Consider the following 18,427-nt stretch of genomic DNA (forward strand, 5'->3'; position numbering starts at 1 on the left):
ATCACGTTCCTTTTCTGACAAATGAAATCTTGAATTTGGAAGCGGCGAAGCGCAGCACCATGACGCCGACGAGCAGCAGGCCCCAGACCGCGGTGGCGAGATGCTGGTTGGCGCCGATGAGGTTGAGCCCCGATGACAGCAGCTGCAGCACGACGAGCGCCACGAACACCGGGATGACCCGGCCAAAGCCGCCGAACGGATTGACGCCGCCGAGGAAGCAGGCAAGCACGGTGATCAGCAGATAGGACTCGCCATGGCCGATGCGCACCGAGTTGAACCGCGCCAGCATGATGATGCCGGCGATCGCGCACATGGCGCCCGAGAGCGTGTAGACGAGCACGATCACCTTGCGGGTGTTGATACCGGAATAGCGCGTTGCCTCAAGGTTTGAGCCGATCATGTAGGTGTTGAAGCCGAGCCTGGTCCGGGTCAGCAGCACATGCCAGGCCAGCACGCAGACGATGAAGACGATCAACGGCACCGGTATGCCAGCAATCGAGCCATGCCCGAGCGGCCCGATGAAGGCCGGAAAACCGGAGACGTCGCCGCCGCGCGTCAAAAACTCGCCGAGACCGCGCAGGAAGATCATCATCGACAACGAGACGAGGATCGGGTGTGCGCGGGTAAAGGCAATGACCAGGCCCATGACGATGCCGCTTGCGGCCCCGACTGTGACAGCGAGCACACAGCCGAGCGCAAAGGCACCGGCACCGGCATCCGCGCCACCGTTTGCCTGCAGCACCCAGGCAAGCGTCAGCCCGGCAATGTTGGCGGTGAAGGTTACGGCAAGGTTGAGGCCACCGGTCAGGATCGGCAGCAGCATCGCCAGGGTCAGCAACCCAAGTTCGGGCAGCTGGAACGCCACCGAGCCAAAGGTCGCGGCACTCAGAAACTGAGGCGACGCCAGGCCGAACACCAGGATGACGGCAACCAGCGCCAGCCCCGGCCCTGCCATTTCCGGTCCGAACCACGCCTTCAGGCGATCCGAAAAGCTTGTCATCGGCGTGCACCTTTCTGGCTTGCGAAGGGCAGGAGCCGTTCGATGCTGGTATTGGAAAGGGTGATGGCGATCAGGATGATGGCGCCGACGATCATCTTGAAGGCAAAGGGGGAAACGCCCATCAGGTTCAGCCCGTTCTGGGTGATCGCGATCAAGAGCACACCGAGCACGCAGCCAAGCACCGAGCCCTTGCCGCCGCCGAGTCTGGCGCCACCGAGAACGACGGCGGCGAGCACGTCGAGTTCTCGTCCGTAGAGCGCGTTCGGCACGACCTCCTGCGCATAGTGCGCCTGCACCAGCCCGCCGATGCCGGCCATCAGGCCGAGCCAGCCGAAGGCGATGAACTGCATGGCACCGATGTTGATGCCGAAGCGGCGCGCGCCTTCCGGATTATCACCGAAGGCATACAGCTGGCGACCGGTGGTCGTGCGGGTGATCAGCACCCAGGTGGCGATGACGCACAGCACCATTACCAGCACCGGAAGGGTGATCTCGATCCAACTGCCGTCGGCCATTTCATGCTCGAAGAGCACGACGCGATCCGTCAGCCATTCCGGCAGATCGTAGATCGACACGCCCTTGGTGAAGAACATCAGCAGGCCGAAGTAGATATTGAAGGTCGAGATCGTTGCGACGATCGAAATGATGCGGAAACGGTGGATCAGCAGCGCATTGATGGCGCCAAGGCATATGCCGATCGATCCGGCGATGATCAGGCCGGAGATCCAGCCGCCGCCGCCGATCCAGCCAAGCGCGATCGCCGTACCGTACTGCACCACCGAGGCGGCAACAGCGAAGGAGATGTCGATGCCGCCGGCGATGAGCACGACCAGCAGGCCGACGGCAAAGATGATGTTGACCGAACTGGTGTTCAGGAGATCGAAGGCGTTGCCGAGCGAGAAGAAATTGGCCGTCGCCAACGACAGCACCGTGCAGATGATGGCGATGACGGCGAGCAGCGCGACTTCCGTCGCGTGGGTGCGGGCGAAGCTATGCATAGACCGCCCCCTCGATTTCGGCGAGCGGAACGCTGCGGGGATCATAGCTGCCGACGATGCGACCCTGCGCCATGTGCAGGACGCGGTCGGCGTTGAAATAGACCTCCGGAACCTCGTCGGAGATCAGAATGATCGCAAGCCCCGTCTCGGCGAGCTTGGCGACGATGTCGAAGATACCGGCGCGTGCGCCGACGTCAACGCCGACGGTGGGCGCGTCGAGGATGAGCAGCTTCGGATCGGTCGCCAGCCACTTGGCGATGGCGATACGTTGCTGATTGCCGCCTGACAGCGTCGAGATCGCGTCGCCTTGCAGGCCGATCTTGACGCCGAGATCGGCAATCCAGCCGGCGACGAGCTTGCGCTTGCGCTCATCCGAAAGAAAGCCGCCCGAAACGATCTTGCCGAGCGAGCTGATGACGAGATTGTCGGCGATCGACTGCTGCTGGATGAGGCCGAGCGACAGCCGGTCTTCGGAGAGATAGGCGACGCCCGCCTTGATGGCATCGCGATTGGAGGCGAAACGGACCGGCTTGCCCTCGAGCGTAATCGTACCGGCCACCGGTTGCAGCATGCCGAAAAGCGTCTGCGCGAGTTCGGTTCGACCGGCGCCGAGAAGACCGGTAATCCCCAGCGTCTCACCGCGCCTGACGGTCAGCGATATGTCATCAAACTGGCCGGGGCGGCTCAGGCCCTTTACCTCCAGCACGACGGGCTGATCCTGCCCGGATTTGGCGCGGACCTGCTGGTCGAAGGTCTTGCCGGTCATCAGTTCGGTGATGCGCGATTGCGTCATGCCGGCGGCGGGGTAGACGCCGACCAGCGCACCGTCGCGCAGCACGGTGATGCGGCTTGAAATTTCCAGTACTTCCGCAAGGCGGTGGCTGACGAAGACGACGGCGACGCCGGAGGCCGAAAGGCCGCGAACGATGTCGAGCAGATGATCGGTCTCCGACTGGGTCAGCGATGCGGTCGGCTCATCCATGAAGACGAGCTTCGCTTCGCCGACAAGGGCGCGGGCAATGGCCACGATCTGGCGCTGGGCAATCGCATATTCCTTGAGCGGCAGGTCGACGTCGAGCGCGATGCCGAGGCGCTCAAGCGCATCCATCGCGATCTTGCGCATGCGGCCATAATCGACCAGCTTCGGCCAACGGCCGAGAACGGTCTGGAAGGCGATGTTTTCAGCGACGCTCATTTCGGGGAAAAGCGCCAGGTCCTGCCAGATGACCTGAATGCCGCGATCCTGAGCGGTCACCGGCGACATGTGCGAATAGGTCTCGCCGTCATATTCGATCGAGGCGCCTTCGGCCGGGCGGTAGACGCCGGTAATGATCTTGATCAGGGTGCTCTTGCCGCAACCGTTTTCGCCCGCGAGGCAATGGACCTCGCCCGGACGAACGTCGAAGCTCACATTTTTGAGCGCCTTGACGCCACCGAAAGTCATGTTGATGTCGTGCAGGGACAGAAGCGGCATTTCGCTGCCTCCCGCGGTCGCAAGCTGATGCATGAACGTGTGCCCCGAATACCGTTTTGAAGGGACGTGCCAGGCCGGCCGAAGCCGGCCCAGCAGCCGGGAGAACCCACTGCATGTTTCCTTAAATCGCTGCCGATCTAGGGATAAAACATGCAACAATTCATAGCGTTACAGCGGTCTTTGCGCGTCCAATAGGACGTGCGACGCTGTAGCGGGTCAGAGACCCATGGCCGCAAGGTCCGCGACTGTATCCTTGTTGATCGGCACGAGCTGATCGACGATGATGTTGTGGTTCTCGAAGTCCGGCTTGACCTTGCCGAGACCTTCGATCTCGTCGCCGTCCTTGACTTCCTCACCCTTCATCAGCTTGTCGGCGAGCGTCACGAACACTTCGCCCGCCTGCTTCGGATTCCACATGAAGCCGCCGGAGATCGCGTCCGACTTCACCAGCTTCTGCCCCTGGCCCGGCGAGAACGGGCCGAGCACGAAGATCTCGCCGACCTTGCGGCGCTCTTCGACGGCGCGGCCTGCCCCGATCGGTCCCTGACTGCCGAAGGCAAGGAACCCCTTGAGATCCGGATGGGCGGAAATCAGATCGAGCGCGGTCGAGCGGCTCTTGTCGACGTCTTCGGCAACGCCGTAGCGTTCGCCGACCAGCGTCATATCTGGGTGGTTCTTCTTGATGTATGCAATCGCTGCATCGGCCCAGGCATTGTGCAGCGGCACGGTCAGCGAGCCGACGAAGACGGCATATTCGCCCTTGCCGCCCATCTTCTCGGCGAGCAACTTGCCATGCGCTTCGCCGAAGCCGGTCGAGGACGCCAGCTCGAAATCCCAGTCGGCGCCCTTCTGGCTCGGCGATTCATGCGTAATGACGATGATGCCCTTTTCCTTCGCCTTGGTCAGAACCGGCTCCAGAACCTTGGCATCGTTGGGCACGACGCCGATGACCTTCACGCCCTGGGCGATCAGATCCTCGATGGCGCGTACCTGCAGCGCCGGGTCGGCGCTCGTCGGGCCGACCATGAAGGCGTCGATGCCGAGCTTTTGGCCACGTTCCTTGATGCCGGCCTCCATGGCGTTGAACCACGGAATACCGCCAATCTTGACCACGACGCCGACCTTTCCGGCGTCCTGAGCGAATGCCGCAGCCGCGCCGGCAAGCGACAGCGATGTCGCCAGGGCGGCGACCAGAATTTTCTTGATCATGTCTCTCCTCCACTCGTCCCCCATAGGGAACACGCCCGGCTGCGAAAGCGCCGGCCTCCAGTTTCAAATCGCAACTGGCTAGGAACGAATTCCCGCCTCCCTGATCGCCGCCTCCTCAGACGACACCATCGCATGCACAATCGATATTTCTTGTTTGCACAATCGATGGTGCAAAGACTATTGTGCAGACTTAATCTTTCGTCAAGGGGAAATCGGCACTAAGACGATGAGGGAGGCACGTGGATGACGAAGAGCAGCAAGAAGAAGGCGACGATCTACGACTTGTCGGTGCTATCAGGCAGTTCGCCTTCAACCGTGAGTGCGGTTCTGAACGGGACCTGGCAGAAACGGCGGATCAAGGAGAGCACGGCGGCGCTGATCCGGGACCTGGCCGAAACCCACCAATACACCGCCAACCGCCAGGCACGCGGCCTGCGCAGTTCGCGCTCGGGCCTCATCGGCCTGCTGCTGCCCGTCCATGACAACCGTTACTTCTCCTCGATGGCGCAGACCTTCGAAGCGCATGTCAGAAGCAAGGGACAATGCCCGATCGTCGTCAGCGCCAGTCGCGACCCGGAAGAAGAGCGCAGGACTGCAGAGACGCTGATCTCCTACTCGATCGATGAGCTGTTCATCTGCGGAGCGACAGACCCGGACGGCGTGCACGAAGTCTGCGAGACCGTGGGCCTGAAGCATATCAATATCGACCTACCCGGCACCAAAGTTCCGTCCGTCATCAGCGACAACTACGAAGGCGGCCGAATGCTGACCGAGGCGATCATCCGCCATTTCCCGGCGGATCAGCCACTGCGGCCGGATGAGCTCTACCTCTTCGGTGGCCGCGACGACCACGCCAGCCGCGAGCGCATCCGTGGCTTCCGCGCCGTGAAGCGTGAACTTCTGGGCGACGACCCGGACGGCTGCATCCAGCCGACCGGCTACGCTCCCAACAATGCCAGGATCGCCTTCGAAGCCTTCCACGAAAAACACGGCAAGCTGCCCCGCGCCCTGTTCGTCAACTCCTCGATCAACTTCGAGGGGCTGCTGCGCTTCATGGCCGGCCACCCGCATGAGAACTTCGCCGGCCTCACCGTCGGCTGCTACGATTACGACCCCTTCGCGTCCTTCCTGCCCTTCCCGGTCATCATGATCAGGCAGGATGTCGAGGGCATGATCGCCAAGGCGTTCGAGGTCATCGAAGAAGGGCGGCCCCAGCCACGCATTCACCTGATCAGCCCCGAGCTGGTCCAACCGCGCACGGCGCTGACCGGCCCGCTCGATGCCCTCAAGGACATCGACTGAGCTACGATCTCCGTTGATTTTTCGGCTGCGCAATATTTCCACCGATGATTTTTCTGTACATCTATTCTATTTCCACGTATTCATTGGATATGGACGAAATAGACAGAAAAATCATTGGAATTCTCGCGCAGGACGCCCGCCGGTCTTTGACCGACATTGGTGCTGCGGTCGAGCTTTCGCCCTCCTCGGTCAACGAACGTATCCGCCGGCTCGTCACTAGCGGGGTGATCCGCCGCTTCACCATCGACGCCGACCATAGCGCGCTCGGGCTCGACGTGCTCGCCTATGTCTGGGTCGGACTATCCCCCGATGCGGATGAAGCCGCGTTTCGCACCTTCATGGCCGATCACCCCTCGGTTGCGGAGTGCCATCACGTCACCGGCGCCTGGTCCTATTGCGTCAAGGTACGCATGCCATCGCTCGGCGATATCGAGCCCTTCCTGGCAGAGCTCAAGCACCGCCGCTTCCTGGCTCGTAGCGAGACGGTGATTGCCTTGTCGACTGTAAGGGAAACCCAGTTCACCAGCCCGGAGCGCTGATCCATGTCTGCATTGCTGTTTGGAAAAGGCCTGTTGCTCGGCCTGGCCATTGCTGCCCCGCTCGGCCCGATCGGTGTGCTATGCATCAACCGCACGCTCGAGCGCGGCTTCTGGGCCGGTGTCGCCGGCGGCTTGGGCACGGCGCTTGCTGACGCCAGCTATGCACTGCTGGCGGCCGCCGGCTTTGCTGCCTTTGCGACCCTGCTCGCCACGGTATCGACACCGCTCAGCCTGGTCGGCGGCGCCTTCATGATTTGGCTTGGCTGGCGTGGGCTTCAACCGAGCCCGGTCACAGCCGCGGCCCAGGTCGGTGCGCGCGACCTCATCCAGACAACCGCGGCGACCTTCGCGCTGACGATCGCCAATCCGCTGACGATCCTGTCCTTTGCCGCTTTCTTCGCCGTCCTCGGCCTGGCGAAAGCCGGTGGGCTTGCGAACGCCGCCATCGTCGTTGCCGGCGTATTCCTCGGTTCACTCGCCTGGTGGATGCTTTTGAGCGGCGGGATCGCCCTTGCCCGGCAACGCCTGCCCGACCGTTTTGTCAGCTGGGTCTCACGCCTTTCGGGTATCGTCCTGATTGCCTTCGGTGCGATAGCCATCGGCTCGGTCGTTGTGAACCTCGCCTCAGATTAAGAGCTACGCCAACAGCTGCCAACGGCTATTCAGCCGCTGGCTTGACGCATTCGACATGCCACCATTTCGGTCGTCCGCCGCGGTAGCTATGCGAGACCGGGATCAGATCAATGGCACCGGTCTTGTCGAAACACCCGAGCACCAATGCCACGACGGGTGCGTCATCGAGCGCACCGATCGTGCTCCCGCACTTCCCGCAGAAGGCGCGACTGGAATAGTCCGAGGAGCGATAGGTCGAGGGCGCACCGCCCGGCCCGATCCAGGCAACAGCTTCCGTTGGGAATTCAACCCAGGCGACGGTCAGTGCACCCGAATGCCGCTGGCACAGTTTGCAGGAGCACGTGTGCGGCTTTCCAGCCGGCCCCTGCGCCTCAAAACGGATCGCCCCGCAAAGGCATCCACCAGTATGTGGTTTCATCCTCTTGGTCACGGCTCTTGTCACTCTTTACCCTCAGTTGCAGTTTCGATTCGCACAACATAGCGTGCAGCACGCAACTTGGCGTAGCGCTGTATTGACACACTCCGTCAGAGGTCCAGGAAAAGAGCAGTCATGCGCCGGCGGTCAGTAGAACCACGCGCCGATGTCGCGAAACGCACGTTTGCTCTGGTCGCGCCTGTTTCCGCCTTGCGCGGCCTGGCCCTCGCCGATCGGAAGACTGAAGCCGAACGGATCAGACGGCTCGCCTCCCCTGTCGCGCCAATAGGCATCGAGATCGGCCATCATCATCCGGCGGCGTTTGCGCCGCCTGCGATTGATCACATGCCTTTCGTTGGAGACGGCATAGACGTGCGGAGCGTTGCCCTCGGAGGCGAGCCCCTGAAGCGTCAGCAAAACGGCGTCCTTGGGCCGCAAACCACCAAGATCGCGGGTCGCGGTAATCAACGCACGTTTCGCATCGCCTCCGCGCGGCCCCTGCATACCGCCGATCGCCAGGCTATAAGCGCCTTCACCGCAGCGCACGAAGGCAAAACTGACGGTACACAGCGCATAGCGATCGCTTTGCCGGCTGAGCCTGATCGCAAAGGCGCCCTCATGGCGGCCGCCGCAGTGGTCGGCCAGCAGCAACTGGATGCGATAGTTTTCGTCGCGCCCGCCAACGGTGCCCATTTCCATCGGTGTGCCGCGCCAAAGCGCCATCAGCGAGCGGCGGGACAGGACTTCGCTCGCCACATCGAAGTGGTCCATCAACAGTTCAAGACGCCGCCGCGAGGACGCGCCATGCAGCAGAAAGGTCGGGACCGACTTGCGGATGAGATCGTCATGCGGAAGCCCCAATTTGTAGCGATCGCCGAACGCGCCGAGAAAGGCGAGCCAGCGCGTCGTCAGCACCGGCTGAAGCAAAAGGCGCATCGAGAACACGGCCGCTCGCTTCAACGTGAGCCGCCCGCCGAGTTTGAGGACCTGCCACAGGATCTGCCGGCCCGAGCGACCGCGCTCCGGCATATTGGCGGCAGCGACAAAGCCCACCGATGGCGGCAGGGCCTCTACTGTGTCACCGCCATCTAAGGGGAGCGATGGCAAACCCGATCGAGCGCTGTATTCCTGCAAACGACCTTCCAGGGACATGATGCAATTCCTTGAAAGCAAATGCTTGTCCAAGCATCGCCGGGATATCCGGCGCCGCTGGGTTTGCCTTCTGTTTGTCAAGGGAATGCGGAGATGTGATCGGGAATTGAGCGCCGTTTGTGGCGCATCCATCTCCGCGTGCAAATCGCCGCTCGGCTTTCGCCGAACGCTGCACAGGACCTGACCCGGCCCTATTCAAGGTCATTCTGATAGTGATCAGGCGGCGCTTTCGCGCGGCAGCATTATGGTGATCATCGCTCCGCCGCCGGGGCGCGCTGCGAACTCCAGCCGGCCGCCGTGGGCCTTGGCAATCGCCTGCACGACGGAGAGGCCAAGGCCTGTTCCGCCGGTTGCTCGCGATCGTGACGCATCGCCGCGCCAGAACAGGTCGATCGAATGGGTCGACACGTCGTCCGGGAGCCCTGGCCCGCGATCGAGCACGCGGATGAAGGCTTCATCGGCTCCACGCGCACCGGTTTCGCAGCGAAGCACGCCACCGGAGGCCGCATAGCGGCAGGCATTTTCGACGAGCGCGAGCAGGGCCTGGCGCAGGCGCTGGGAATCGCCCGACACGACCGCTGGTTCGAGCGCTGCCTCAAGCGAGAGGCCTGCGGATGCCAGAATGGTGCGGGAGGCGCCGAGCACCTGTGTCGCCTCGGCAGAAAGATCGACGGCGCTGCGCTGGGTGACCAGCTTCTGGCCCGCCGCCAGCGAGAGTGTGCGCAGATCCTCGACCAGGGCGGACAACCCTTCCACCTGCACGAGGAGCTGCCGCACACGCTCCTGTTCCAGCGGAAAGACCCCGTCGGCCATGCCCTGCAGATTGCCCTGCAATATCGTCAGCGGTGTGCGCAGTTCGTGGGCCACGGCCATCGTGTTGAAGCGCAGACGGCTTTCCATGCTTTCAAGTTCCGCCGCAAGTTCATCGAAAGTCCTGATCAACGTCGCCACTTCCTTCGCCCCCTTCCGCACGGATCCAACACGGACTGCGAAATCGCCCGCGCGCAGATCCTCGGTTGCCTGCGCGAGCAATTCCAATGGGCGGCTGATTTTGCGGGCAAGCCAATAGCCGATCAGGCTGCAGGTTGCCGCAGCGATGACACCGAACGTGATGATCGACAGGTCGATCTCGTTGTTGCCCCATTCCTCAATCTGCGGGATGTTGGTGACGAGCGACCGAAGGTGCTCCTCCTGAGGCATGCGGCCGGCATTGAGGTCGGTATATGCCTGGGCCGCGCCAGACGGCATCCGCTTGAGCATCCGCTCCTCAAGGTCCGACTCGACCCACATGACCCCGAAATAGACGATACAAACACTGACCACGAGCAGGACCGCCTGAAGCATGGCGGTGAGAACGCTGAGCGGCAGCCGCGACATTCTGATTTTCATCTCGGCTCCACGAACCGGTAGCCGACGCCGCGAACCGCGGTGAAGAATCCGCAGGCTCCGAGATCCTCAAGCTTGCGCCGAAGGTTGGCGACATGGGTATCGACGGTGCGCGCCAGCGCGTCACTATCCGGAAGGCAGGCGTCGAGTATGTCGGCCCGATCAAAGGCGTGCGTCGGGCGGCGGATCATGTGGGCCAGGATACGGAACTCGCTGAGCGTCAGCGGCAGGGACCGGCGCTTGCCGCTGTTGTCGATAAAGGCGGCATGGGCGTCGAGGTCGACCTCGACGTTTTCGAAGCGCAATATCGTGGCGCCGGCGCCGTTTCGCGTCCGCCGCAGCACCGCATTGACGCGAGCCACGACCTCCTGCGGATTGAACGGCTTGACGACATAGTCGTCGGCGCCGAGCCTAAGGCCAGCCAGTCGATCGAGATCCTCGGCAAGGGCCGTCACCATGATCGTTGGAGTGTTGCTTTCGCGACGGATGCGCGCCAGCACTTCGAAACCGTCGAGCCGCGGGATGCGCACGTCGAGAAGAATGAGGTCGGGCGAAAGCACGGAATGGTGGGTAAGCGCGGTTTCACCATCCGCAGCACGCACAGTCCTGAAGCCATCGCGCACGAGATAGGCATCGAGGATCTGCGCGATCTCCGGTTCGTCCTCGACCAAAAGGATGAGCCCCTTGTCGACCATCTGCAAATTCCTCGCGCATGTGTTGTGGTCTCGAGCTTATGGGACGAAAAAATCCGGCATGCAATTCATCCGAGCAGTGCTCGACAGCATCACAGAGCGTTCCGCATCAAGCGTTCTTCGTTTCTCCGCCATTTCTTGACAAATCGAACCGAGTGTCCCCGCCGACGCCCCCGGACCATAGCTGTCGAGCACGGTGCATGTGCCTTGCGGCCCCATCCAACACGACCGATCGAAACTGCACACGCCTGGCTCGCTCATCCGGATCGGGCCGAATGGCGGGCCGCCACCTCTTCTCGCATGGCCGGACGCGGGCCAACCATTAAAAACCACAAGGAAACTTTCATGCCTCTTGAAACGAACGATCTTACGTCGGCCGACATTGCCAGGATTCTGCAATGCATCCCGCATCGCTATCCATTCCTGCTCGTCGACAGGCTCGTCTCGATCCGTGGCGAAGAAAGCTGCGTAGGGATCAAGAACGTTTCGATCAACGAGCCGCAGTTTCAAGGGCATGTCCCAGGCAATCCGGTATTCCCCGGAGCGCTCATCATCGAGGGCATGGCGCAGACGGCGGGCGTCATGTGTGCCGCCTCCAAGCTGGCGCAAGGGTTGACGCCCAAAATCATCTACATGCTGACGGTGGACAAGGCACGGTTCCGCAAGCCCGTCCGCCCCGGCGACGCCATCGCTTATCACATGACCAAGCTCGCCTATCGCCGCAATATCTGGCGTTACCGCGGCGAGGCCCTGGTCGACGGCGCGCTCGTTGCCGAGGCCGAGATTTCGGCATACCTGGAGACCGAAGGGAAGCAATCCGTGGCGGCGGCTTGAGCTTGCGATGACAGCCACGCGTGGCGATCCGATGGGTCGCCCGTTTCTTATCGATGCTTAGGTTAACCGCTTAGCAGCCACTTTGGCCCTCGCGGTGGCGCAGCCTTGCCCAGCGCCGCGTGGGGAGGAATGCCTGCCCCAGCGGCCCTAAGCACCACTTCGAATGGTTGATTTTCCGTCCGCTCCGAGCCTTCTCGAGTTCCCCGCCCTTCCTTGACAGACAACCGCAACTCTCCCGCTCGCACCTCCTCAGATTTTTTCATCGCGAGCATTCGGAATGTCCAGCTTCCTGCAATCCACCACCACACCTGCCGCCGGCCGCCGGTGGCAGGCTGCCAATCCCCAGACATGGCTTGCGCGATGCTACGCCTACGTCCAGGAACAGCCGATCCAGGCAGCCGCATCGGCAACGATCTTCGTAGGCTTCAGTTTCATGGCGTTTCCCGGCATCGATCTCACCGTGTCTCGCTGGGCGGCGGCCGGTGACGCGGATTTTCCGCTATCGCGAGAACACGCGCTGCGTTTGCTGCGCGATTTCAACCGTCTGATCCCGTTTCTGATCCTGCCCGCCGTGGCGGCGATGCTTGCCGTGCAGATGCGCGCGCCGCGCGCCTGGTTGCCACGCCCGCACAAGATGTTGTTTTTCCTGACCTTCTATGCGCTCGGCCCGGGCCTTGTCATCCAGCTTCTGAAAAGACTGGTCGGTCGCGCCCGCCCCTCCGAGATCATCGAGTTCGGCGGAACCCTGCCGTTTACGCCCGCCTGGCAGGTCTCCGGCGCCTGCTCGCGCAGTTGTTCGTTTGCCTCCGGCGAGGCGGCGACAGCGATTGCGTTGATGCATTGGTGGTCTTTCTACCAACACGATGGCGCTTGACGACGATAATCGCCTTGATCCCCGTCGTGCTCGCCTTCTCGCTCAACCGCATCGCCTTCGGAGCCCATTTTCTCTCGGACGTCGTGCTCGCCTGGTCGCTGATGCTCTGGATCATGCTGTGGCTATGGTCGGCCTTTGCAGCCCATGGCACGCGCATCGATGCCGCTCTGACACGTGGCCGACGCCCTCTTGAAAGCTGACGTCGGCGACAGCTTTGCTGCCGCCTATCCCGGTGTGGTCAGGCGCTGCGCACGGACCGGCGCCAGACGAAGGGGGCGTTGAGCCGCAGCGATTGCGATTGCCCGACATCATCACTCATCAGCCACGCGACCGCAGCTGCCGCGATCTCCTCGATCGGCTGGGCAAATGTCGTCAGGTCATAGGAGTTCCAGGCAGCTTGCGGAATATCGTCGAAGCCGACGACGCAGAGATCGTCGGGGATCGACAGCGAAAACTGGTGCCGGGCCGCGTCCATGAAGCCGAGAGCCACGAGATCGGTGACGCAGAAGACCGCATCCGGGCGCTCGCGGCGGGTCATCAACCGCTGAGCGAGAACCTTGCCGCTTTCGTAACCCGTCGGGCCGAAGCGCTCGACGGTCACATCGAGCCCCTGCTCCCGCGCGGCGGCAACGAAGCCCACTTCGCGCGCCATGAGGCTTGGCGTTCCCGCTTCCGAATTGGCAAAGGCGAGACGGCGGCAGCCTGCCCGCAGGAACGCCGTCACGACGCTCTGCGCCGTGTCGTCCTCGTCGAGGTTTATCCGGAGCGGTCCCTGATGCTCGTCGTTTCGATTGATCAGGACCAGCCGCTGGCCGTTCCTGACGCAGAGATCGACGAGCGACTTGTCCGGCATGCCGGACAGCACGATCGAGGCATCGGCCCGGTACCGGATCGCCTGCCGCAACGCCATATCGACACGCTCGTCGGAGCGGTCGGTGTTGACGAGCATCGCAATCTTGCCGGCGTTCTGCAGTTGCTGCGTCAGCGCCTTGATCAGCGCAGAACGATAAGGCGTGCCCATATCGGAAACGACGAGGCAGACGATGCCGCTTTCGTTGCGCATCAGTCCGCGGGCAAGATGATTGACGTGATAGCCGAGCGCTTCAGCCGCCTCCATGACCTTGCGGCGCGTCTCCGGTGCAATGCTTGCACCCGCTGTAAACGCGCGTGAAACGGCGGACCGGGAAACGCCGGCCTTCCTTGCTACTTCCTCGGCACTGACGAATATCTTGTCGCTCATCGGGAACCAATCTTGCACGGCCTTGCAAACTTCTTGCAACAAATCTCAAGTCTGTGCAAGCTCGATCAAACCCAATAGATTAAACTTTCCGTATTTGTTTGGACTTGGATTGACAACATTCCAATCCATGTGACACCTTGCACGCGCTTGCATTACTGCGGTGTGGAGGCATCGCATCATTGGGAGGAAGTTATGAAAGCTGTATCCATTTCGGTTGCGCTCGCCGCAACCGGCCTAGCATTCGCGGCGTCTGAGGCGCAGGCGGCAGGCAGTCTCAATCTGATTTGCTCGGCAGACGTCGTCATTTGCGAGCAGATGACCGCCGATTTCGAGAAGGAAAGCGGGATCAAGGTCAACATGGTTCGCCTGTCTTCTGGCGAAACCTATGCCAAGGTTCGCGCCGAGGCGCGCAACCCCAAGACCGATATCTGGTGGGCAGGCACCGGCGACCCGCATCTGCAGGCCGCATCCGACGGACTGACGCTCGAATACAAGTCGCCGATGCTCGACCAGCTCCAGGATTGGGCGAAGAAGCAGGCCGAAGGCTCGGGCTACCGCACCGTCGGCGTCTATGCCGGCGCGCTCGGCTGGGGCTACAACACCGAGATCTTCCAAAAGAAGGGCTTCAAGGAGCCGAAATGCTGGGCCGATCTGCTCGATCCTTCGCTGAAGGGCGAGATCCAGATGGCAAACCCCAACTCGTCGGGTACAGCCTATACGGCGCTTGCATCGCTGGTGCAGATCATGGGCGAAGACCAGGCGTTCGATTACCTGAAGAAGCTCAACGCCAACGTCGCGCAATACACCAAGTCAGGCTCGGCGCCGGTCAAGTCGGCAGCACGCGGCGAGGCCGGCCTCGGCATCGTCTTCATGCATGATGCCGTCGCCCAGACGGCCGAGGGTTTCCCGATCAAGGCGATCGCCCCTTGTGAAGGCACCGGCTACGAGATCGGCTCGATGTCGATCATCCGCGGTGCCAAGAACCTTGACAATGCCAAGGCCTGGTACGACTGGGCGCTGAAGGCAGACGTTCAGTCGCGCATGAAGGACGCCAAGTCCTTCCAGCTGCCGTCCAACAAGAGCGCGGAAGTGCCGAAGGAAGCACCCAAGTTCGAGGATATCAAGCTGATCGACTACGACTTCGCCACCTATGGCGATTCCGAAAAGCGCAAGGCACTGCTCGAGCGCTGGGACCGCGAAGTCGGCGCCAGCGCCAACTGACGGCATTCGGTTTGCAATCGGCCGGATCGAACGATCCGGTCGATCACATCTCGAAAGACCGCACGCGTTTCCGGCGGCCGAAAGCCGGCCCTGCAACAAATCGACATTCCAATATTGAAGAGACGCGAGGACCGTGATGGAACATCGCAACCGTAGGCTCGACCTCACACTCGGGCTCGGGCTGGCCGCATTCCTGGCTGTGCCCTGGTACCGCATCGAGGGAGGCTTCTTCGGGCTTGGCTGGCTTTCCGGCTTCCCCTCCGATGCTGCCGTGGCACCCGGCCTTGCGCAAATCTTTGCCCACGGGCGTTCATGGCTCGTCGTCGCGCTCGTCCTGCTCGGCATCTGCGCGGTTGCCCGGCTCGTCCGCGATCCGGCCCGCCGCGGCCTGGTGTTGGCGGCAGCCGGCGCGCTCGGCCTTCTCTTCATTGCGGCCCAGGGTCTGGCGATCGGCTTTACCGGTTGGACCTGGACGATCAGCGAAAGCCTGTTCGGCCCGCTTGCCGACGGACAGCCCTCGATGGGCGCCGGCGCCGTCCTCGCTTCCCTCGCCTTCGTCCTCATCTTCGCATTTGGGCTGGCGGAGCGCGGCGTCATGAAGGGCGATGCCTTCATCGTCGCCTCGATCGCGCTGCTCGTCTGCCTCGTCGTCGTCTTCGTCTTCTATCCCGTCGGCAGCATGTTTGCGGCTTCAGTCCAGGACTTCGACGGTTCGTTCAAGCCTGATGGTTTCCTGCGCAACATCCAGGACGGCTCGATCTGGAGCCTTGGCTGCGTCACCGGGGGCGAGCGCTGCGGCGTCGCCTGGCGCACGCTGTGGCTGGCGCTGATGACCGCTTCCGGCTCGACCTTGCTCGGCCTAGCGTTTGCCCTTGTCGCAACGCGCACCCGCTTCCCCTTCAAGAAGGGTATGCGCATGCTGACGGTGCTGCCGATCATCACGCCGCCCTTCGTCATCGGCCTGGCGCTCACCCTGCTCTTCGGCCGCGCCGGCGTCATTACGGAGTTCCTGTCCGATGCTTTTGGCATCGAACCGGGCCGCTGGCTCTACGGCCTCACCGGCATCTGGATCGCGCAGGTGCTGTCCTTCACCCCGATCTCGTTCCTGGTGCTGATCGGCGTCGTCGAGGGCGTCAGTCCCTCGATGGAAGAGGCATCGCAGACGTTGCGGGCCGACCGCTGGCGGACATTCTGGAACGTCTCGCTCCCCCTGATGAAGCCGGGCCTTGCCAACGCCTTCCTGATCGGCTTCATCGAGAGCATGGCCGATTTCGGTAATCCGCTCGTGCTTGGCGGCAGCCATGGCGTGCTTTCGACGGAAATCTTCTTTGCCGTCGTCGGCGCGCAGAACGACCCGTCACGCGCCGCCGTGCTCGCCATCATCCTCTTGTGCTTCACTTTGTCGGCGTTCCTTGCCCAGCGCTATTGGCTGGCGGGCAAGAATTATTCGACCGTGACCGGCAAGGGCGATTCAGGCTCGCATATCGCTCTGCCCCGCTCGCTGTCGATCGGCGTCCACGCCGTGGTGATCCCGTGGATGATCTTCACGGTCGTCGTCTATGGCATGATCCTGTTTGGCGGCTTCGTGAAAACCTGGGGTCTCGATAACTCGCTGACGTTTGAGCACTATATCAAGGCCTTCTCGTTCTCGGTCACCGACGGCGTCATCGCCTGGACCGGCGTCGCCTGGAATTCGTTCTGGACGACGATGGAAATCGCGCTGATCTCGGCGCCACTGACGGCCCTCGTCGGGCTGTTGACCGCCTACCTGATCGTCCGGCAGCGATTTGCCGGGCGGGATATCTTCGAATTTGCCTTGATGTTGAGCTTTGCCATTCCCGGCACGGTCATCGGCATCAGCTACATCATCGCCTTCAACCTGCCGCCACTCGAAATGACCGGCACGGCACTGATCCTCGTTGCCTGCTTCGTCTTCCGCAACATGCCCGTCGGCGTACGTGGCGGCATCGCGGCGATGAGCCAGCTCGACAAAAGCCTGGACGAGGCATCGCTGACGCTGCGGGCCACCAGCTTCCGCACGCTGCGCAAGGTGATCCTGCCGCTCTTGCGTCCGGCCATCGTCGCCGCCCTCGTCTACTCCTTTGTCCGGGCGATTACCTCGATCAGCGCCGTCGTCTTCCTTGTGAGCGCCGAATACAACATGGCGACGTCCTATATCGTCGGCCTCGTCGAAAACGGCGAGTTCGGCGTGGCGATCGCCTATTCGTCGGCCCTCATCGTGGTGATGATCACCGTCATCACCGGCCTGCAACTGCTTGTCGGCGAGCGCAAGCTCCGGCGGGAGAACCGCGTCTTCGGCGCGGCTCCGGTCCGCGCTGCCACCAAGACCCTTTCCCAGGAGAACCCCGCATGAGCACCCCACGCACCGGCTCGGTCGTCTTCCAGAACGTGCGCAAGCAGTTCGGCGCCTTCACCGCCATCCACGATCTGTCGCTGACCATCGAACCCGGCACCCTCGTCACCCTGCTCGGGCCATCAGGCTGCGGCAAGACCACCACGCTGCGCATGCTCGCCGGCCTGGAGCATCCATCCGCCGGCCGAATCCTGATTGGCGGCAAGGACGTCACCATGCTGCCGGCCAACGAGCGCGACGTGTCGATGGTGTTCCAATCCTACGCGCTGTTCCCGCATATGACCTCGCTCGACAATGTCGCCTACGGGCTTGAATCCTCCGGCATGAAGAAGAAGGAGGCGCGCGATCGGGCCGAGGAAGGCCTGAAGCTCGTCGGCCTCGGCGGCCTGGGCCAGCGGCTTCCGGCCGAACTCTCCGGTGGACAGCAGCAGCGCGTCGCCGTCGCCCGCGCGCTGGTGCTCGAGCCGCAGGTGCTGCTGCTCGACGAACCGCTTTCCAACCTTGACGCGCGGCTGCGCCGGCGCGTCCGCACCGAAATCCGCGAGCTGCAACAACGGCTCGGCTTTACCGCCGTTTACGTTACGCACGACCAGGACGAGGCGCTTGCCGTCTCCGACAGGATCATCGTCATGAAGGATGGCGAGATCGCCCAGGAGGGGGCGCCGCGCGAACTCTACGAGGCGCCGGCATCGGCCTTCATCGCCGACTTCATGGGCGAGGCCAACGTACTGCCGTGCGAAATCACCGCATCCGACGCCGGCCTTGCCACCATCCGTGTCGGCGGGCTCGAACACAGGCTGCCGTCGCGCGATGCCCGGCCGGGCCCGTCGAAGCTTGCCGTGCGCCCCAATGCCGTGACGCTGACGCCGGCGACTGGTGCAGCACTGCCCGGTACGATCAGTACCGCCGCCTATCTCGGCGGCCACATCGAGTATGAAGTTGAAACACAGAATGGATTGCTATTCGTGGTTGATGATGCGATCGAGGAGATGTTATCTCCCTCGACCGAAGTCGCCATCGGCTTCCGCAACCGCGGCCTTGCTTTGATTACTGCATAACTCCTTAAACCCGCATCGGGTTTCGG

General features: G+C 62.5%; 18 protein-coding genes. 9 read left to right on the forward strand and 9 right to left on the reverse strand.

Going from position 1 to position 18,427, the window contains the following annotated elements:
- Position 1: 1 nt before the first annotated feature.
- The 4 genes from ASD03_RS21755 to ASD03_RS21770 form a co-directional block, all read right to left on the reverse strand.
- On the reverse strand, positions 2-1,000 hold the full coding sequence (locus ASD03_RS21755; protein WP_057216196.1) for an ABC transporter permease: 999 nt from the start codon (positions 998-1,000) through the stop codon (positions 2-4).
- Positions 997-1,998, reverse strand: coding sequence for an ABC transporter permease (locus ASD03_RS21760; protein WP_057216198.1), 1,002 nt, complete (start codon positions 1,996-1,998; stop codon positions 997-999). The genes ASD03_RS21755 and ASD03_RS21760 overlap by 4 nt, the downstream gene beginning before the upstream one ends.
- A complete protein-coding gene (locus ASD03_RS21765) occupies positions 1,991-3,505 on the reverse strand; it encodes a sugar ABC transporter ATP-binding protein (protein ID WP_057216201.1) in 1,515 nt (504 codons plus the stop codon). Before ASD03_RS21765 ends, ASD03_RS21760 begins: the two co-directional genes overlap by 8 nt.
- Before the next feature lie 183 nt (positions 3,506-3,688).
- The gene (locus tag ASD03_RS21770; RefSeq protein ID WP_025428444.1) at positions 3,689-4,681 is read right to left on the reverse strand and encodes an autoinducer 2 ABC transporter substrate-binding protein; all 993 of its coding nucleotides are present in this window, start codon (positions 4,679-4,681) and stop codon (positions 3,689-3,691) included.
- A 243-nt stretch (positions 4,682-4,924) separates the two neighbouring features.
- On the opposite strand from ASD03_RS21770, the gene ASD03_RS21775 reads away from it, so the two are divergent.
- From ASD03_RS21775 to ASD03_RS21785, 3 genes are all read left to right on the forward strand, one after another.
- Positions 4,925-5,983, forward strand: coding sequence for a LacI family DNA-binding transcriptional regulator (locus tag ASD03_RS21775; RefSeq protein WP_057216204.1), 1,059 nt, complete (start codon positions 4,925-4,927; stop codon positions 5,981-5,983).
- Positions 5,984-6,072: 89 nt separating this feature from the next.
- Positions 6,073-6,522, forward strand: coding sequence for an Lrp/AsnC family transcriptional regulator (locus tag ASD03_RS21780; RefSeq protein WP_057216269.1), 450 nt, complete (start codon positions 6,073-6,075; stop codon positions 6,520-6,522).
- Positions 6,523-6,525: 3 nt separating this feature from the next.
- Positions 6,526-7,155 (forward strand): LysE family transporter, encoded by a 630-nt coding sequence (locus ASD03_RS21785; protein ID WP_057216207.1) that lies wholly within the window; start codon positions 6,526-6,528, stop codon positions 7,153-7,155.
- Positions 7,156-7,180: 25 nt separating this feature from the next.
- Here the strand turns inward: ASD03_RS21785 and ASD03_RS21790 are convergent, their stop codons facing one another.
- The 4 genes from ASD03_RS21790 to ASD03_RS21805 all read right to left on the reverse strand — a co-directional run bounded on the left by ASD03_RS21790 (position 7,181) and on the right by ASD03_RS21805 (position 10,803).
- Complete coding sequence (locus tag ASD03_RS21790) at positions 7,181-7,573, reverse strand: GFA family protein (RefSeq protein WP_057216210.1); 393 nt, start codon at positions 7,571-7,573, stop codon at positions 7,181-7,183.
- A gap of 144 nt (positions 7,574-7,717) precedes the next feature.
- Positions 7,718-8,722 (reverse strand): DUF535 family protein, encoded by a 1,005-nt coding sequence (locus ASD03_RS21795; RefSeq protein ID WP_244494680.1) that lies wholly within the window; start codon positions 8,720-8,722, stop codon positions 7,718-7,720.
- Between the two features lie 216 nt (positions 8,723-8,938).
- Positions 8,939-10,111 carry an ATP-binding protein gene (locus tag ASD03_RS21800; protein ID WP_200951741.1) on the reverse strand — a complete coding sequence of 391 codons (1,173 nt, stop codon included), beginning with the start codon at positions 10,109-10,111 and terminating at the stop codon, positions 8,939-8,941.
- Positions 10,108-10,803: a response regulator gene (locus tag ASD03_RS21805; protein ID WP_057216216.1), complete on the reverse strand. Its 696-nt coding sequence runs from the start codon at positions 10,801-10,803 to the stop codon at positions 10,108-10,110. The genes ASD03_RS21800 and ASD03_RS21805 overlap by 4 nt, the downstream gene beginning before the upstream one ends.
- Positions 10,804-11,145: 342 nt before the next feature.
- Here ASD03_RS21805 and fabZ point away from each other — a divergent pair, with 342 nt between their 5' ends.
- The 3 genes from fabZ to ASD03_RS21820 all read left to right on the forward strand — a co-directional run bounded on the left by fabZ (position 11,146) and on the right by ASD03_RS21820 (position 12,708).
- Positions 11,146-11,634 (forward strand): 3-hydroxyacyl-ACP dehydratase FabZ, encoded by a 489-nt coding sequence (gene fabZ / locus ASD03_RS21810; RefSeq protein WP_057216220.1) that lies wholly within the window; start codon positions 11,146-11,148, stop codon positions 11,632-11,634.
- Between the two features lie 277 nt (positions 11,635-11,911).
- Positions 11,912-12,508, forward strand: a complete 597-nt coding sequence (locus ASD03_RS21815) for a phosphatase PAP2 family protein (RefSeq protein ID WP_057216223.1) — start codon at positions 11,912-11,914, stop codon at positions 12,506-12,508.
- Positions 12,505-12,708, forward strand: coding sequence for a hypothetical protein (locus tag ASD03_RS21820; protein ID WP_156408039.1), 204 nt, complete (start codon positions 12,505-12,507; stop codon positions 12,706-12,708). Before ASD03_RS21815 ends, ASD03_RS21820 begins: the two co-directional genes overlap by 4 nt.
- A 38-nt stretch (positions 12,709-12,746) precedes the next feature.
- Here the strand turns inward: ASD03_RS21820 and ASD03_RS21825 are convergent, their stop codons facing one another.
- Positions 12,747-13,748 carry a substrate-binding domain-containing protein gene (locus tag ASD03_RS21825; protein WP_057216274.1) on the reverse strand — a complete coding sequence of 334 codons (1,002 nt, stop codon included), beginning with the start codon at positions 13,746-13,748 and terminating at the stop codon, positions 12,747-12,749.
- 192 nt (positions 13,749-13,940) lie between these two features.
- Between ASD03_RS21825 and ASD03_RS21830 the strand changes: the two genes are divergently transcribed.
- The 3 genes from ASD03_RS21830 (at position 13,941) to ASD03_RS21840 (ending at position 18,401) form a co-directional block, all read left to right on the forward strand.
- Entirely contained in the window at positions 13,941-14,969 is a 1,029-nt protein-coding gene (locus ASD03_RS21830) for an ABC transporter substrate-binding protein (RefSeq protein WP_057216229.1), read from the forward strand.
- 136 nt (positions 14,970-15,105) lie between these two features.
- On the forward strand, positions 15,106-17,343 hold the full coding sequence (locus tag ASD03_RS21835; protein ID WP_057216230.1) for an iron ABC transporter permease: 2,238 nt from the start codon (positions 15,106-15,108) through the stop codon (positions 17,341-17,343).
- A complete protein-coding gene (locus tag ASD03_RS21840) occupies positions 17,340-18,401 on the forward strand; it encodes an ABC transporter ATP-binding protein (protein WP_025428431.1) in 1,062 nt (353 codons plus the stop codon). Before ASD03_RS21835 ends, ASD03_RS21840 begins: the two co-directional genes overlap by 4 nt.
- Positions 18,402-18,427 lie beyond the last annotated feature (26 nt).

It is taken from the genome of Ensifer sp. Root127 (genome assembly GCF_001425225.1).
GTDB classification, from domain to species: Bacteria; Pseudomonadota; Alphaproteobacteria; order Rhizobiales; family Rhizobiaceae; genus Ensifer; species Ensifer canadensis.

Coding starts and splice junctions, on each gene's coding strand:
- fabZ (WP_057216220.1), top strand. CDS start 11,146: ATGCCTCTTGAAACGAACGATCTTACGTCGGCCGACATTGCCAGGATT.
- ASD03_RS21815 (WP_057216223.1), top strand. CDS start 11,912: ATGTCCAGCTTCCTGCAATCCACCACCACACCTGCCGCCGGCCGCCGG.
- ASD03_RS21775 (WP_057216204.1), top strand. CDS start 4,925: ATGACGAAGAGCAGCAAGAAGAAGGCGACGATCTACGACTTGTCGGTG.
- ASD03_RS21770 (WP_025428444.1), bottom strand. CDS start 4,681: ATGATCAAGAAAATTCTGGTCGCCGCCCTGGCGACATCGCTGTCGCTT.
- ASD03_RS21840 (WP_025428431.1), top strand. CDS start 17,340: ATGAGCACCCCACGCACCGGCTCGGTCGTCTTCCAGAACGTGCGCAAG.
- ASD03_RS21765 (WP_057216201.1), bottom strand. CDS start 3,505: ATGCATCAGCTTGCGACCGCGGGAGGCAGCGAAATGCCGCTTCTGTCC.
- ASD03_RS21755 (WP_057216196.1), bottom strand. CDS start 1,000: ATGACAAGCTTTTCGGATCGCCTGAAGGCGTGGTTCGGACCGGAAATG.
- ASD03_RS21760 (WP_057216198.1), bottom strand. CDS start 1,998: ATGCATAGCTTCGCCCGCACCCACGCGACGGAAGTCGCGCTGCTCGCC.
- ASD03_RS21790 (WP_057216210.1), bottom strand. CDS start 7,573: ATGAAACCACATACTGGTGGATGCCTTTGCGGGGCGATCCGTTTTGAG.
- ASD03_RS21780 (WP_057216269.1), top strand. CDS start 6,073: ATGGACGAAATAGACAGAAAAATCATTGGAATTCTCGCGCAGGACGCC.
- ASD03_RS21805 (WP_057216216.1), bottom strand. CDS start 10,803: ATGGTCGACAAGGGGCTCATCCTTTTGGTCGAGGACGAACCGGAGATC.
- ASD03_RS21830 (WP_057216229.1), top strand. CDS start 13,941: ATGAAAGCTGTATCCATTTCGGTTGCGCTCGCCGCAACCGGCCTAGCA.
- ASD03_RS21800 (WP_200951741.1), bottom strand. CDS start 10,111: ATGAAAATCAGAATGTCGCGGCTGCCGCTCAGCGTTCTCACCGCCATG.
- ASD03_RS21835 (WP_057216230.1), top strand. CDS start 15,106: ATGGAACATCGCAACCGTAGGCTCGACCTCACACTCGGGCTCGGGCTG.
- ASD03_RS21795 (WP_244494680.1), bottom strand. CDS start 8,722: ATGTCCCTGGAAGGTCGTTTGCAGGAATACAGCGCTCGATCGGGTTTG.
- ASD03_RS21825 (WP_057216274.1), bottom strand. CDS start 13,748: ATGAGCGACAAGATATTCGTCAGTGCCGAGGAAGTAGCAAGGAAGGCC.
- ASD03_RS21785 (WP_057216207.1), top strand. CDS start 6,526: ATGTCTGCATTGCTGTTTGGAAAAGGCCTGTTGCTCGGCCTGGCCATT.